The organism is Holdemania sp. Marseille-P2844, assembly GCF_900120005.1.
Lineage (GTDB): Bacteria > Bacillota_I > Bacilli_A > Erysipelotrichales > Erysipelotrichaceae > Holdemania.
In genome coordinates this window covers 310,435-324,224 of sequence record NZ_LT635449.1, presented here as the reverse complement: position 1 = coordinate 324,224, position 13,790 = coordinate 310,435, and the positions used below count along the sequence as shown (strand labels likewise).

The 13,790-nt window shown below is 53.3% G+C and carries 13 protein-coding genes and 1 other RNA gene; 13 read left to right on the top strand and 1 reads right to left on the bottom strand.

What is annotated here, in order from left to right:
- The gene (gene recU / locus BQ7364_RS04230; protein ID WP_072683559.1) at positions 1 to 588 is read right to left on the bottom strand and encodes a Holliday junction resolvase RecU; all 588 of its coding nucleotides are present in this window, start codon (positions 586 to 588) and stop codon (positions 1 to 3) included.
- A gap of 172 nt (positions 589 to 760) precedes the next feature.
- Here recU and BQ7364_RS04225 point away from each other — a divergent pair, with 172 nt between their 5' ends.
- From BQ7364_RS04225 to BQ7364_RS04160, 13 genes are all read left to right on the top strand, one after another.
- Positions 761 to 1,090 (top strand): DivIVA domain-containing protein, encoded by a 330-nt coding sequence (locus BQ7364_RS04225; RefSeq protein ID WP_072683558.1) that lies wholly within the window; start codon positions 761 to 763, stop codon positions 1,088 to 1,090.
- 4 nt (positions 1,091 to 1,094) lie between these two features.
- Positions 1,095 to 1,453, top strand: an RNA gene (gene rnpB / locus BQ7364_RS04220) — RNase P RNA component class B.
- Positions 1,454 to 1,812: 359 nt separating this feature from the next.
- On the top strand, positions 1,813 to 2,694 hold the full coding sequence (locus tag BQ7364_RS04215; RefSeq protein ID WP_072683557.1) for a helix-turn-helix domain-containing protein: 882 nt from the start codon (positions 1,813 to 1,815) through the stop codon (positions 2,692 to 2,694).
- A 3-nt stretch (positions 2,695 to 2,697) separates the two neighbouring features.
- The gene (pgsA, locus tag BQ7364_RS04210; protein WP_072683556.1) at positions 2,698 to 3,291 is read left to right on the top strand and encodes a CDP-diacylglycerol--glycerol-3-phosphate 3-phosphatidyltransferase; all 594 of its coding nucleotides are present in this window, start codon (positions 2,698 to 2,700) and stop codon (positions 3,289 to 3,291) included.
- On the top strand, positions 3,278 to 3,757 hold the full coding sequence (locus BQ7364_RS04205) for a CinA family protein (protein WP_139248554.1): 480 nt from the start codon (positions 3,278 to 3,280) through the stop codon (positions 3,755 to 3,757). The genes pgsA and BQ7364_RS04205 overlap by 14 nt, the downstream gene beginning before the upstream one ends.
- Positions 3,758 to 3,812: 55 nt before the next feature.
- Entirely contained in the window at positions 3,813 to 4,844 is a 1,032-nt protein-coding gene (gene recA / locus BQ7364_RS04200) for a recombinase RecA (protein ID WP_072683554.1), read from the top strand.
- Between the two features lie 236 nt (positions 4,845 to 5,080).
- Entirely contained in the window at positions 5,081 to 6,637 is a 1,557-nt protein-coding gene (gene rny / locus BQ7364_RS04190; protein WP_072683552.1) for a ribonuclease Y, read from the top strand.
- A complete protein-coding gene (locus BQ7364_RS04185) occupies positions 6,637 to 7,407 on the top strand; it encodes a TIGR00282 family metallophosphoesterase (RefSeq protein ID WP_072683551.1) in 771 nt (256 codons plus the stop codon). The genes rny and BQ7364_RS04185 overlap by 1 nt, the downstream gene beginning before the upstream one ends.
- A 49-nt stretch (positions 7,408 to 7,456) precedes the next feature.
- Positions 7,457 to 7,723, top strand: coding sequence for a stage V sporulation protein S (locus tag BQ7364_RS04180; RefSeq protein WP_072683550.1), 267 nt, complete (start codon positions 7,457 to 7,459; stop codon positions 7,721 to 7,723).
- Between the two features lie 31 nt (positions 7,724 to 7,754).
- Entirely contained in the window at positions 7,755 to 7,928 is a 174-nt protein-coding gene (locus tag BQ7364_RS04175) for a 4Fe-4S binding protein (protein WP_006060856.1), read from the top strand.
- 97 nt (positions 7,929 to 8,025) lie between these two features.
- Positions 8,026 to 9,480, top strand: a complete 1,455-nt coding sequence (gene miaB / locus BQ7364_RS04170) for a tRNA (N6-isopentenyl adenosine(37)-C2)-methylthiotransferase MiaB (RefSeq protein WP_072683549.1) — start codon at positions 8,026 to 8,028, stop codon at positions 9,478 to 9,480.
- 316 nt (positions 9,481 to 9,796) lie between these two features.
- Positions 9,797 to 11,464 carry a ribonuclease J gene (locus BQ7364_RS04165; RefSeq protein ID WP_072683548.1) on the top strand — a complete coding sequence of 556 codons (1,668 nt, stop codon included), beginning with the start codon at positions 9,797 to 9,799 and terminating at the stop codon, positions 11,462 to 11,464.
- A 13-nt stretch (positions 11,465 to 11,477) separates the two neighbouring features.
- Positions 11,478 to 13,763, top strand: a complete 2,286-nt coding sequence (locus tag BQ7364_RS04160) for a DNA translocase FtsK (protein WP_072683547.1) — start codon at positions 11,478 to 11,480, stop codon at positions 13,761 to 13,763.
- The last annotated feature ends 27 nt before the right edge of the window (positions 13,764 to 13,790 follow it).

Sequence of the window (13,790 nt, the reverse complement as noted above, 5' to 3'; positions counted from 1 at the left end):
TCACTTCTCCTTAAAATATAGTTCGTCGATCACCCGCAGATAATGTACCGGCGGGGTCAGCGAATATGGAATCAGAATCCCTTCCTGCACAAACCACGAATAAGGCAGGGATTTCCGTTCGGCCAGACGATACTGCCGGATCATTTTCGCGGCGTCGACATAGTAGGTTTCATCGTAGGCGATAAACCGGACGATGACGAAGGCGATCGCTCCCTGCCGCAGCACCCGCTCCAGATGCTCGATCTGATGCAGATGGATGTGGGAGAAGGGAAAGGAAGTTTTCGAGCGTGTTTCCTTCGCCTCAAAGTCAATCGCTTTGCCGCGGTAGACACCGTTGTAATCGGTTGTGGAAGGAACCTTGAAGTACGCTTCCGTGATCTTGGCGGCGCTGCGCTTGGGATAATCGACCTGCACGATCTGGATCGGCGTGGGTTTCTTGTGGATCACCGCTTTGTCCAGCTGCAGGTAGTATTCATTGGTCTTATTCAGATCATTTTCCAAAGACATCCCGCGGCCGCCGGCCGACTGTTTCAGTGGCTGAGCGTTGACTGAGCGCGCGGAAGTCTTTCCATTCGGATAACCGATCATATCATCACCTTCCATTATTATATACAACATTGCGTCGTTTTTCTAGGAATACCCGGGATTCGTAACAAAATCGTAAAGTCTGACCGGTCTTTGTCAAAAAACGTTTTGGGATATGACTTGCTTTTTAACCCTCAATCTGCGAAAATAAAAGCAGACGGAAGGTTGTGACACGATGGAAAACAAGCTGAACTTAGATCCCCAGACAATTCTGGACAAAGAATTTCACGTTGACTTCAAAGGGTATTCCCCGGCAGAGGTGGACGAATTTCTGGATTCGGTCATTCAGGATTATCAGATCTATGAACGCAAGATCGGCGAACTGGGTGAAAAGCTGATGGCTCAGGAACGGGCCAACGCTTCGCTGAAAGCCCGGATCATCGAGCTGGAAAGTCGGCAGAAGGTCATGGAAGAAGCGGGCCAGAACTCGTTTAATCAGGTTGACATTCTGAAGCGGCTGTCGCGTCTGGAACAGGAAGTCTATAAAAACAAACAGATGGATTAGTCTTCTATCCGGGCAATCGCTGGCTTGACCAAAGCTAGAGGAAAGTCCATGCTCGCACAATCTGCGATGATTGTAGTGTTTGCGCCGGCCCAATCAATAAGACCGGGCAGCCGCAAGGCTGACGGCTGACGAAACCCTAAGGTTCGTTTGAACTATGGCGGACGTCTGTAACAGTGTCACAGTGACGGAGTTTCCGGGGAAACCCGGAAAGTGGAACGCGATAAACCCCGCAAGCGAGAAACCCAAATTTGGTAGGGGAACTTCCAGACCTGAAATGAAGGGCGCGGAAGCCGTCCGCAAGGACGGAGATAAATGGTTGCCGCCCGGTCCGCAGGGATCGGGAACAGAACATGGCTTACACGATAGAAGGCCGGGAGCTGAGCGATCAGCTCCTTTTTCTTTAATTTTCAGCGTGAAAAGGAAATCAATAAACTGCGAATTCCGCTTAAAAAAGCCCGGTAAAGAAAAGGACAGCGTGGGGGATCAGGGCAGACTGTTGGGAGTGCTGCGGAAGCGGCGTCGGGATAAAGAGGACGATAAAGAGTTTAACTTGAAAATAATTCATCTCTGTGTTATAGTGAGCTTGTCCGACATAAGAGGATTCCGTTCACCCTGGTTTGACAAACATTACGCTTTGTCGACCACTTTCAGCGAGTTCTTGTTTTACAATTAGAACAACACTTGATATAATTGTTCTGATATGAAAAAAGAGGTGCAGCAGAATGAAAGAAATTGGTGCTACATTGAAAAAACGCCGGGAAGAACTCGGCTACACTCTTGAGGAAATGAGCAATAAAACGCGGATTTCCGTCGCTCAGCTCAAAGCGCTGGAGGATGGAGATCTGGAGTTCTTTAAGGATGACCTTTCCTATGTCCGGTATTTTGTCCGGTTCTATTGTCAGGCGCTGTATCTGGATTTTGATCCGCTGCGGGATCAGCTGAGTCAGGATCTGGATCAGTTTACCGAAACGATGAGCTTAAAGGCGATTCATGACCGGGAAGAAATGCAGTCGAATATTGAAAAGAAGATCAGCAGGGCTTCGGGCACGTTGAAAAAAGAAAAGAAAAAGATCGACTATTCGCTGGTGTCGCTGCTGGCGGTCATTGCGGTGATGCTGGTCTGCTTAAGCGTCGTGTTGTTTAAGACGGCGCCGAACTGGTTTAAATCTGAACCGAAAAAAGACAGTTTCCCAACGGCCGACGTCACGCCGACGCCATCGCTGACGCCAAGTGAGACGCCGGATGTGATCGGTCAGCCCTCTGCACTGACGGTGACGATGGCGGCCAACGATCCGTCAACCTACGAGGTGCGCGGCTGGAAGGCGCAGGAAAGCTTTACGATCGCCGTTACCTTTGCGCAGGACACATGGATCCGGGTGCTGGAAAACGACGTTGCGACCGACAATCCGGCGAGCACGACCTATCATGCCAACGACGTGATGGAGATCACCCGCACCGCTTCTCAGGATTTAAAGATCACGATCCATTTCGGCATCGTCAAAAACAACACGATCACAATTAACGGCGAGGCGGTGACGCTGGACGCCGGGATCGCGGCGAAAACCAGCGGTCAGAAAATCAACTTCATTCTGAAAGGGGAATAAGCTATGAATTTACCTAATCGTTTAACCGTGATGCGGATCATCATGATTCCGGTCATCATTTTGATCGCGATCTTCCCTTATTCGCAATTCGGAATTGAGATTCCTCTGCTGCAGTTTGGGTTTGTGACGCTTTCGGCGGTCAATATCGTGATGCTTGTGCTGTTCTGCGTCGCCAGCTTCACGGACTTTCTGGACGGCTATCTGGCCCGGAAGAACAATCTGGTCACAACCTTCGGTAAATTTGCCGATCCGATCGCCGATAAGCTGTTAGTCACGACGATGTATATTTTATTCGCGGCGCAGGGCACGATTCCCGTCGTGCCGGTGCTGATCATGGTTGCCCGCGATACGATTGTCGACGGCATCCGCATGATCGCCTCAAGCAACGGCGTCGTGATGGCGGCGGGCTATCTGGGCAAGCTGAAAACGGTGGTGCAGATGCTTTCGATCATAACGATTCTGCTGAACAATCTGCCGTTTGAGCTGTACCGTCTGCCGGTCTCGGATTTCTTATTGTGGTTTGCGGCATTCACGTCGCTGGCCAGCGGAATTTCCTATTTTAATCAGATGAAGGAGTACATTTTTGAAAGCAAGTAGCATGGCGGAACTGGCGGCGCTGGTTCGTCAGAAAGGCTGGACGCTGTGCAGCTGCGAGAGCTGTACGGGTGGGTTGTTTGCCAGCCGGCTGACCGAAGTGCCGGGGGTGTCCGCCTTCTTTAAGGGCGCCGTCGTGACCTATTGGACGGCGATGAAGATCGACGTCGTGCATGTCAATCCGGCGATACTTGATCAGTATGGTGTGATCAGCGAACAAACTGCGAAAGCGATGGCCGAGCAGTGCGCGCTGTTAATGAACTGCGACATGGCGGTGGCCTTTACCGGCAACGCCGGACCGGACGTCATGGAGGACAAACCGGCGGGGATGATCTGCACGGCAATTCATGTTCCCGGTCAAACCTGGACCGCGACCGACCTGTTAACCGGGACGCGTCAGGAAGTCCGCGAACAGATCGTTCAGCGGGTTGCGGAGCGAAGTTCGTCAATTTTAAGACAGATTCGGTAAAATAAAAAGGAATTTTAAAAAATTTGCGTATATAAAGAGTAGCGGAGGGACAGCTATGGCAGAAAAAGAGAAGAATAAAGACGCACTACTCCAGGACACACTCAAACAGATCGAGAAGCAATACGGCAAGGGGTCCATTATGAAACTGGGCGACCGGGCCAACGTCGACATCGACGCCATCAGCAGCGGTTCGATCGCGATCGACTACGCGCTGGGCATCGGCGGCTATCCGAAAGGCCGGATCATCGAGATCTACGGACCGGAATCCTCCGGTAAAACGACGCTGGCGCTGCACGCGATCGCCGAGTGCCAGAAAGCCGGCGGACGGGCGGCGTTTATCGACGCAGAAAACGCGATCGACCCGATGTACGCGAAGAATCTGGGCGTCAAGATCGACGATTTGATCTTATCCCAGCCGGACAGCGGGGAACAGGCGCTGGAAATCACCGAGATGCTGATCAAGAGCGGAGCGATCGACCTGATCGTCATCGACTCAGTTGCAGCTTTAGTTCCGCAGGCCGAACTGGATGGCGAAATGGGCGATTCCCAGGTCGGTCTGCAGGCCCGTTTGATGTCGAAGGCCATGCGGAAGCTGGCCGGCGTCATGAACCGCAGCCAGTGCACGGCGATCTTTATCAACCAGCTGCGGGAAAAGGTCGGCATCATGTTCGGCAATCCGGAAACGACCCCGGGCGGCCGGGCGCTGAAGTTCTATTCTTCTGTGCGCCTGGACGTGCGCCGCAGTGAAGCAATTAAGAATGGTTCGGAAATCGTCGGCAACAAGGTCAACGTCAAGGTCGTAAAAAACAAGGTCGCGCCGCCGTTTAAGGTCGCGGCGATCGAAATCATGTACGGCGAGGGAATTTCGCATATCGGCGAAGTCGTCAGCCTGGGCGAATCGTTTGAAATCATCAACAAGAGCGGCGCCTGGTTCTCCTATAACGGAGAGAAGATCGGGCAGGGCCGCGAGGCGGTGCGGGCATTCTTAAAAGCCAATCCGCAGCTGGATGAGGAAATCACCGCGAAAATCAAACATAAACTTTTTCATGGCGACGAGGAAGAAGCGCCAGCCGAAGAACAAGCTTAAGCTTGTTCTTTTTTTCAAGATGTGAAAAAGCGCTTAACGGCGGGCGTCAGAGGAAGACTTTGGGTGAAAGGGCTTCCTTTTTAAAGAATAAAACAATGGGAAATGGGATGAAAAAGCCGGTGAAAAAGAAAGAATTTCTGGAAAAACCATGCTTTGTTATTGTGAAAACGGTTAAAATTAGGTATTATTATAAAGGAGTCACAACTCTACACAACTGATAATGGAGGAAATAAGGTATGATGAATTCACTTGTTTTGTCCATTTTATCTGGTATTGGGGGTTTAGCTGTCGGTGTCGTCATCATGATGATCACATCCCGGCTGGGCTTAAATCGTGATCAGCAAAAGGCAAAATTGCTGTTAGAAGAGGCACAAATTAAATCTGAGAACTTAGTCCGACAGGCTGTGCTGGACGGCCGTACGCAGGCGTACGAGCTGAAGCTGGCCGCTGAAAAAGAAGTTAAGGAAAGAAAGCAAGAGCTTCAGGATAAAGAAAATAAACTGACGCGTCGGGAAGATAACCTGAATTTTCGTGATGAAACCTTAACGGCGAAAGAAAAGCAGATTGAAAACAAAAACAGCCAGATCACGGATAAACTGAATGTACTGGAGAAGATGGAAACTCAGCTGCAGGCCAAGATCGACAATCAGATTGTCGAATTGGAACGCATCGCGTCAATGAGCGCCGATGACGCCAAAAAGGAATTGATGGACGCCGTCGAAAAGAAAATGGATAAAGAGGTCAGCGTTTATATCCGCGAACGGGAAGACGAGGCACGTTCCAAAGCCGCCGATTCCGCCCGCAATATCATCGCGCTGGCGATTCAGCGTTATGCTCAGGAAGAAACGATCGAACGGACGGTTTCCGTCGTCGGTCTGCCTTCCGAGGAAATGAAGGGCCGGATCATCGGCCGCGAGGGCCGCAACATCAAGGCGATCGAACAGGCGACCGGCGTCGATCTGATCATCGACGACACGCCGGAAACGATCACGGTTTCCTGCTTCGACCCGATCCGCCGCGAAATCGCGCGGCAGGCGTTGGAAACACTGATCCGCGACGGCCGCATTCAGCCGGGCCGGATCGAGGACGTAGTCCGCAAGGTGACCAATGAACTCAACGACACGATTATGAAAACCGGCGAGGATGCGGTGTTCAAGCTGCAGATCGGCCGGATCGACAAAGAGCTGGTCAGACTGCTGGGCCGTCTGCGGTTCCGTTACAGCTATGGTCAGAACGTATTGCAGCACAGCATGGAAGTCGCTTATTTGTCCGGCATGATGGCCGCCGAGCTGGGCTTGAACCAGACGCTGGCCAAGCGCGCGGGCTTACTGCACGATATCGGCAAAGCGCTGGACTTCGAAATGGACGGCAGCCATGTCGAGCTGGGTGTGAAGGTTGCGAAGAAGCACGGCGAAAACGCTGTCGTCATCAACGCGATTCATTCGCATCATGGCGAAGTCGAACCGACGACGCTGATCTCCAACCTTGTCGCAGCGGCGGACGCGTTAAGCGCAGCCCGTCCGGGGGCCCGGTTTGAGAGCTTTGAAAACTATATCAACCGGCTTGAACAGCTGGAAGCGATCGCCAACGGCTTTGAAGGCGTCGATAAGACGTATGCGATTCAGGCCGGACGCGAAATCCGCGTCATGGTTATTCCGGATAAGATCGACGACGTGGCATGCCATCGCGTAGCGCGCGATATTAAAGATAAGATCGAAGCCGAGCTGACCTATCCTGGACAGATCAAGGTCACCGTCATTCGAGAAACCCGCGCCAGCGAATTAGCGAAATAATGCGAATTTTATTTATCGGCGATATCGTCGGTTCCCCAGGCAGGCAGATGCTCCAGCAGCACCTGCCTGCTTTAAAAGAAAAGATCTGTCCGAACCTGACGATCGTCAACGGCGAAAACGCCGCTCATGGCAAAGGCATCACCAAAAAGATTTATCACCAGCTGTTAGGCTGCGGGGCGGACTACATCACGATGGGCAACCATACGTTTTCCAAAAGCGAATTGAAAATGTTCATTCAGGAAGCCGACCGTCTGATCCGGCCGGTCAACCTGGCTCCGGTCGAGCTGGGCGAGGGCGTGCGGATTGCGAGGGTTAACGGGAAGTGGATCGGCATGGTCAATCTGTGCGGCGAGGTGTTCATGGATAACGTCGTGCGCAGTCCGTTTGCGTGCATGAGCGAAATTCTGAACCGGATATCCGCCGATCTGTGGTTCGTGGATTTCCATGGCGAAACGACCGGCGAGAAGGAAACGTTCGCGCAGGTGTTCGCCGATCGGTGCGTCATGATCGTCGGCACGCACACCCACGTTCAGACCGCCGATGAGCAGCTGATGCGGGGCTGCGCGTACATCAGCGACGTCGGCATGTGCGGCGCGTTTGACAGCATTCTCGGCCGCGATAAGCAGGAGGTTATCGACCGCACGCTACATGGAATCAAAACCCGGTATACCGTCGCGGAAGGACCGGCAATGCTATGCGGGGTGTGGGCGGAAATCGACGAAACGACAGGCCGGGCTTCCCACGTTGAGCGGATTCAGATCAGACCATAACATAAACCCCTTTTTTCTCACATATCCTGTTAGAAGAAAGGGGTATTTTATGGAAATATTAAAAGTATCAACGAAATCCAATCCGAATTCGGTCGCGGGCGCGTTAGCCAACTTATTAAAAGAGAACGATCGGGTCGAAGTCGATACGATCGGCGCCGGCGCGATTAACCAGGCGATCAAGGCGGTTGCGATCGCGCGCGGGTTTGTGGCGCCGATCGGTCTGGAGCTGTTCTGCGTGCCGGCGTTTATGGATATCGTGATCGACGGTCAGCAAAGAACGGCGATAAAACTTATTGTTGAAAAAAAGCAACCATGATATAATAGGGAGCATAAAGGAGGATGAAACAATGCCAGCAAAAGTAGATAAAGATACATGCATCGGCTGCGGCGCATGCGCAGGAGTTTGCCCGGTAGGAGCCATTGCATTACAGGACGATGGAAAAGCGGGTGTTGACGAAGGAACATGCATCGATTGCGGTGCCTGCGTTTCGACCTGCCCGGTTTCTGCCATTTCGCAGTAATTCCATCCTGAAATAAGCAGAGAGACAGAAAGAAGGCGACAAAAAGCCTTCTTTTTGATATAATGAAACGCGTTATGAAAAAGACAAGGAGATGCCTATGAAAAAAGACTGGAAGCTGCCGTCGCTGAAGGCGGCGCAAATACGGACGCCGCAGGAAGCGGCGATCGAACGTTCGCTGTTCGCCCTGGATCCGCAGGCGCGCAGTCTGGGCGTCGGCCGGCGTTATTATATCCATACCTATGGTTGTCAGGCGAACGAGCGCGATTCGGAAACCATCGCCGGAATCCTTGAAACGATGGGTTTTTTGAGCGCTGCCAACGAAGCCGACGCGGATTTGATCATTCTGAACACGTGCGCGGTGCGCAAAAATGCCGAGGACAAGGTCATCGGCCAGCTGGGCGCGCTGAAGCGGATGAAGCGGGAAAATCCCGATCTGATTTTCGCGGTGTGCGGCTGCATGGCGCAGGAGGAAGACATCGTCGATCTGATTCTGAAGAAATATCATCAGGTCGATCTGATCTTCGGCACGCACAATCTGCATCGACTGCCGCAGCTGTTGACGCAGGCCATGCTGAGCCATGAGCGGACGGTGGAGATCTTCTCCAAGGAAGGCGAGGTCATTGAAAACCTGCCGGTGCGCCGCTTTGGCAAGCATAAGGCGTGGGTCAATATCATGTACGGCTGCGACAAGTTCTGTACGTACTGCATCGTGCCGTATACCCGCGGCAAGGAACGTTCGCGCGATCCCGAAGACGTGCTGGCAGAGGTGCGCGAACTCAAGGCACAGGGCTATAAGGAGATCACGCTGCTGGGCCAGAACGTCAACGCCTATGGCAAAGACCGCGCCAGCGGCTACGGTTTTGCCCAGCTGCTTCGCGATACCGCGGAAATCGGTGTTGAACGGGTGCGCTTTACAACCAGTCACCCATGGGATTTTACGGATGAGATGATCGAGGTGATCGCCAGCTATGACAACATCATGCCCGCGATTCATCTGCCGGTGCAGTCCGGCAGCAGCGAAATGCTCAAGATCATGGGCCGGCGTTATACCCGCGAGGAGTATTTAACGCTGTTCCATAAGATTAAAGACCGGATTCCGGGCTGTTCGTTCACGACCGATATCATCGTCGGCTTCCCCAATGAAACCGAGGAACAATTTGAGATGACGCTGAGCCTGGTCGACGAATGTCAGTACGACGGCGCGTTTACGTTCATCTATTCTCCCCGCGAGGGCACGCCGGCCGCACGGATGCAGGACAATGTGCCGGCTGAGGTCAAAAGCCGCCGCCTGCAGCAGCTCAATGAAAAGATCGCGTTTTATGCCCATCGCAATAACGAGCCGTATCTGGGCCGGATCGTGACCGTGCTGGTCGACGGACCATCCAAGAAAAACGAACAGGTTTACAGCGGCTACAGCGAGACCAACAAGCTGGTCAACTTCACCGCCGATCATGCCGAACCGGGCGATCTGGTTCAGGTGCGGATCACCGAGATCCATTCGTGGTCGCTGAACGGTGAAAAAATCGAACAACCGCAGCCGCAGGCTGCCTGAGCCCCAAAGACAACTGCCGTCGGAATTTCGCTGAATGAGACCGGCGGTTTTTGTTTGCTTTTTATCAGACCGCGGTCTTTTTTTAGTGAACGCCTTCTCCAGGCTGGAAGGCGATTCTGTTAAAAAGATTGAAATCCAGCCGGAGCTATGATATAGTTTACCCACGAAGCTATCCCTGTTGGGCCGTATCATGATTGACCAAAACCGCCTGGACAAGCGCTTTTCAACGATTGAAAGCGTTTTTCCTGCGCTGCGCGCGGTTGTCAGGGAACGTTGGACAGGGTATAATAAAGAAAACATCATAGGAGGAATTTTCATGGATCAAGTACGTCTGTTCGCTTTGGGCGGACTGGATGAAGACGGCAAAAACATGTATGTGGTTGAAGTCGGCGAATCCATTTTTGTCATTGAAGCGGGCTTAAAATATCCGGAATCCACCGATCAGTTGGGGATCGAGCGGATTATTCCGGACTTCAAATATTTAATTGAGAACCAACACCGGATTCAGGCGATTTTCATTTCGCATGGTCATGACGACGTCATGGCGGCGCTGCCGAATCTGCTTCGGCATGTCAAAGCACCGGTATATTCGACGCCGTTAACCGCGATGCTGATCGAGGAGATGCTGAAAAAGGAAGGACTGCGCGAGATTCGCGTGCACCGCGTCAAGCGCAATTCCAGCTTTAAGATCGCCGGAATTCCGATCCGCACCTTCGGCATGACCCAGTCGATCGCCGACGGCTTCGGCCTGTCGATCGAAACGCCGCAGGGTGCGATCGTCTACACGAGCGAATACATCGTCGACTACGATATTCATAACGACGCCTTTTCCTGCGATATCACCGCTTTGGCGGAGATTGGCAAGCGCGGCGTGCTGGCGTTGATGACCGAGTCGGTCGGCGCGGACCGCGAGGGCCATTCGGCGCCGCATCACCGGATCACGGAGTTTGTCGAACCGGCATTTGAAGACGCGGAAGGCCGGATTATCATTACGACTTATCATCAGAATTTATACCGCATCATCGAGATTATCGAGCTGGCGAACAAGTACAACCGCAAAGTGATTTTCTATGACGACGATCTGCGCGCGATTTTAAAAGCCGTCGAAAAGATGGGCTATTACCGCATGCCGATCGGTCTGGAAATCCCGAAAGCCAAGTTTACCAATGACTTGAAGGGCGTCGTGGTGATCGTGTCCGGTTCAGGCGATCACGTGTTCCGGCGGATGCACAAGGTCGCGCTGGGCGAAGACGCGATGCTGCGGCTGAACGGCCAGGATACCGTCGTCATTGCCTCGCCGGTGGTGCCGGGCACCGAACGCGAAGCGACGAATATGGAAAACGAACTGTATAAGGAAAACGTCCGCGTTGTGACGCTGGACCGGCGCAAGGTGTATTCCATGCACGCGTCGATCGAAGATCTGAAAATGATGCTTTACCTGTTTAAGCCGACCTATTACATGCCGATCAAGGGCGAATACCGCCAGCTGGTGTCCAACGCCAACATCGCGCTGAACATGGGGTATCACGCGGATAAGATCCTTGTGCTGGACAACGGGCAGATTGCCAAATTTGAAGACGGCATTCTGAAATCGACGGCGGATCAGCTGACGCTGGAAGACGTTTTGATCGACGGCAACGAGAATCTCGACGTCAGCGGCATGGTTTTGCGCGATCGGGAAATTTTATCCACCGACGGCGCGATCATCGTCGGCATCGTCGTCAATCACAAGACCAAGGAGGTCATCGGCGGACCGGATGTACAGAGCCGCGGCGTGATCTATCTGAAGGACGCCGATCACATCGTCAAGGAAATCGGCAACATTATCGAACGCACGGTCGAGGACGCCGTCAAGGAAAAACGCTATGAGAATATGGCGGTGCGGATGGAAGCCAAAGACCGGATCGTGAAATATGTCTTGAAGGAAACCGGCAAGCGGCCGATGATTTTACCGGCGATTGTCGAAATCAATGTCACGGAATAGGAGATGATGATCCGTGGCGAAAACGAAGCAGAAAAAGAAAAAAAGCAATAAGAATACCGTGGATTCGGAAATCCTGCGTTATGTGATCGCGTTGGCGGCGATCACCGTGACGCTGATCGCGGCGCTGCAGTTGGGCATCGTCGGTCAGTTTCTGACTACGATCACGCGGTATTTGTTCGGAACGTATTACGGAGTCGTCTACGGGCTGTGTTTACTCGGGGGGCTGGCTGTCTTGTTTGGACAGAAGTTTCCCGTTTTCTCCGTTAAGACGCTGATCGCGATCGGCGCGGTGTTGGTCGCGATGATTTTGTGGTCGGCGATTCCTCAGGATCCGCAGCTGAGCGGCTTTCAGGTGTTCAGCGAGTATCTTTCCCATACCGGCGAGCATTTCAGTTCGCCTTCAACCGTCGCGGCTCAGGGCGGCGTGCTGGGCGCGTTATTGTATTCGCTCAGCTCGCTGTTGTTTGCCCGCACCGGCACGGTGCTGGTGATTTTCGCGCTGCTGGCGCTGGCCGCGCTGCTGATGATCAAGACCGAGGTCTATGTGTCGCTGTGGCAGTCGCTCACCGGGGCTTTGCATCGTGAGAAAAAGACGAAGCCGAAGCGTTCCAAACGCGAAACGGAAAGCGATTCGCTGGAAGTGGCCGCGGAAGAGCGGAAGGTGATCGGCACGGTGGAGCTGGGCAAAAAGAAGAAGAAATCAATTTTCTTAACCCCGGATGACGAACCGGCGCCTGAAGAAGAGCTGCCGTCATCGGTCGTGAAGAAAGAAAAGAAAAAAGAGGAAAAAGAGAAACCGGCTGCGGAGGAGCTGCCGAAGGTGGTATCCGTGGGCAGCGGCGCGGGAGCGGTCGACTACAAGCTGCCGGCCTTGACGATGCTTGATGAAATTCAGGCCAAGTCACGCTCGGTGCTGAACCAGAACGCCGCGTCGATCAAAGGCAAGAAGCTGATCGAGGTGCTGGGCAATTTCGGTATCAACGCGCAGCTGGTCGCGACGCATATCGGCCCGGCGGTCACTAAATTTGAAATCCGTCCGGATTCCAACGTCAAGGTATCGAAGATCAACGCGATTTCCGATAACCTGAAAATGGAGCTGGCAGCCCGCGATATCCGGATTGAAGCGCCGATTCCCGGCCGCAACGCCGTCGGCATCGAAATTCCGAATGTCGAAACGACGCCGGTCAAGATGCTGGAGCTGATGCGTCAGCTGCCGGAGGATAAAAAAGACAAAAAGCTGCTTCTGGCGCTGGGCAAGGATTTAATGGGTAAAGGCATTTTCTGCCAACTGGACAAAATGCCGCATCTGTTGATCGCCGGCGCGACCGGCAGCGGCAAGTCGGTTTGTATGAATACGATCATCACCTCGCTGTTGATGCGGACTTCGCCGGATGAGGTAAAGCTGCTTTTAGTCGATCCGAAGAAGGTGGAATTCACGCCTTACCGCGAGATCCCGCATCTGATCGGTCCGGTGATTTCCGACGGCGCCGAGGCAGCCCGCGCGTTAAAGGTCATCGTCATGATGATGGAAAACCGCTACGAAGTCTTTGCGCAGGTCGGGGTGCGCAACATCGCCGGCTACAATGAGAAAATCGCCAAAGAACCGCAGCCGAACCTGCAGCCGATGCCGTTTATCGTCGTGATCATCGACGAATTGGCGGACTTGATGGCGGTGGCCGGCAAGGAAGTGGAAATGAGCATCCAGCGGATCACGCAGCTGGCGCGCGCCGCCGGCATTCATCTGATCGTCGCGACGCAGCGGCCCTCGACCGATGTCATCACCGGCATCATCAAGGCCAACATTCCAAGCCGGATCGCCTTCTCCGTTTCCAGTGGCATTGATTCCCGGACGATCCTCGATCATGTCGGAGCGGAACGGCTGCTGGGCAACGGCGATATGCTTTATTTCCCGATCGGCGAACCGAGTCCGGTGCGCTTGCAGGGTGTCTATGTTACCGACGAGGAGGTCAAGCGGATCACCGACTTTGTTTCCGCTCAGATGAAGCCGCGCTACGAGGACGCGTTTATCCGGCTGGAAGGGGTCGATAACAACGAGAGCACGGCTGTGGTCTCAGCCCAGGACGATCCGCTGTACGAGGAAGTGAAGGACTACGTCATCGAAACGCAGAAGGCGTCGACGTCGCTCTTGCAGCGAAGGTTCGGAATCGGATATAACCGCGCGGCCCGGCTGATCGACGTGCTGGAAGAACGCGGCATCATCGGTCCGGTTCAGGGCTCGAAGCCAAGAGATGTTTACATTAAAAAGAACGCTGAAGCGGACGCTGAGGAAGAAGATTGAAAAATCACATTGAAACCGGAATTGATT

Coding starts and splice junctions, on each gene's coding strand:
- BQ7364_RS04185 (WP_072683551.1), top strand. CDS start 6,637: ATGCGAATTTTATTTATCGGCGATATCGTCGGTTCCCCAGGCAGGCAG.
- BQ7364_RS04180 (WP_072683550.1), top strand. CDS start 7,457: ATGGAAATATTAAAAGTATCAACGAAATCCAATCCGAATTCGGTCGCG.
- BQ7364_RS04165 (WP_072683548.1), top strand. CDS start 9,797: ATGGATCAAGTACGTCTGTTCGCTTTGGGCGGACTGGATGAAGACGGC.
- recU (WP_072683559.1), bottom strand. CDS start 588: ATGATCGGTTATCCGAATGGAAAGACTTCCGCGCGCTCAGTCAACGCT.
- recA (WP_072683554.1), top strand. CDS start 3,813: ATGGCAGAAAAAGAGAAGAATAAAGACGCACTACTCCAGGACACACTC.
- miaB (WP_072683549.1), top strand. CDS start 8,026: ATGAAAAAAGACTGGAAGCTGCCGTCGCTGAAGGCGGCGCAAATACGG.
- rny (WP_072683552.1), top strand. CDS start 5,081: ATGATGAATTCACTTGTTTTGTCCATTTTATCTGGTATTGGGGGTTTA.
- BQ7364_RS04215 (WP_072683557.1), top strand. CDS start 1,813: ATGAAAGAAATTGGTGCTACATTGAAAAAACGCCGGGAAGAACTCGGC.
- pgsA (WP_072683556.1), top strand. CDS start 2,698: ATGAATTTACCTAATCGTTTAACCGTGATGCGGATCATCATGATTCCG.
- BQ7364_RS04175 (WP_006060856.1), top strand. CDS start 7,755: ATGCCAGCAAAAGTAGATAAAGATACATGCATCGGCTGCGGCGCATGC.
- BQ7364_RS04225 (WP_072683558.1), top strand. CDS start 761: ATGGAAAACAAGCTGAACTTAGATCCCCAGACAATTCTGGACAAAGAA.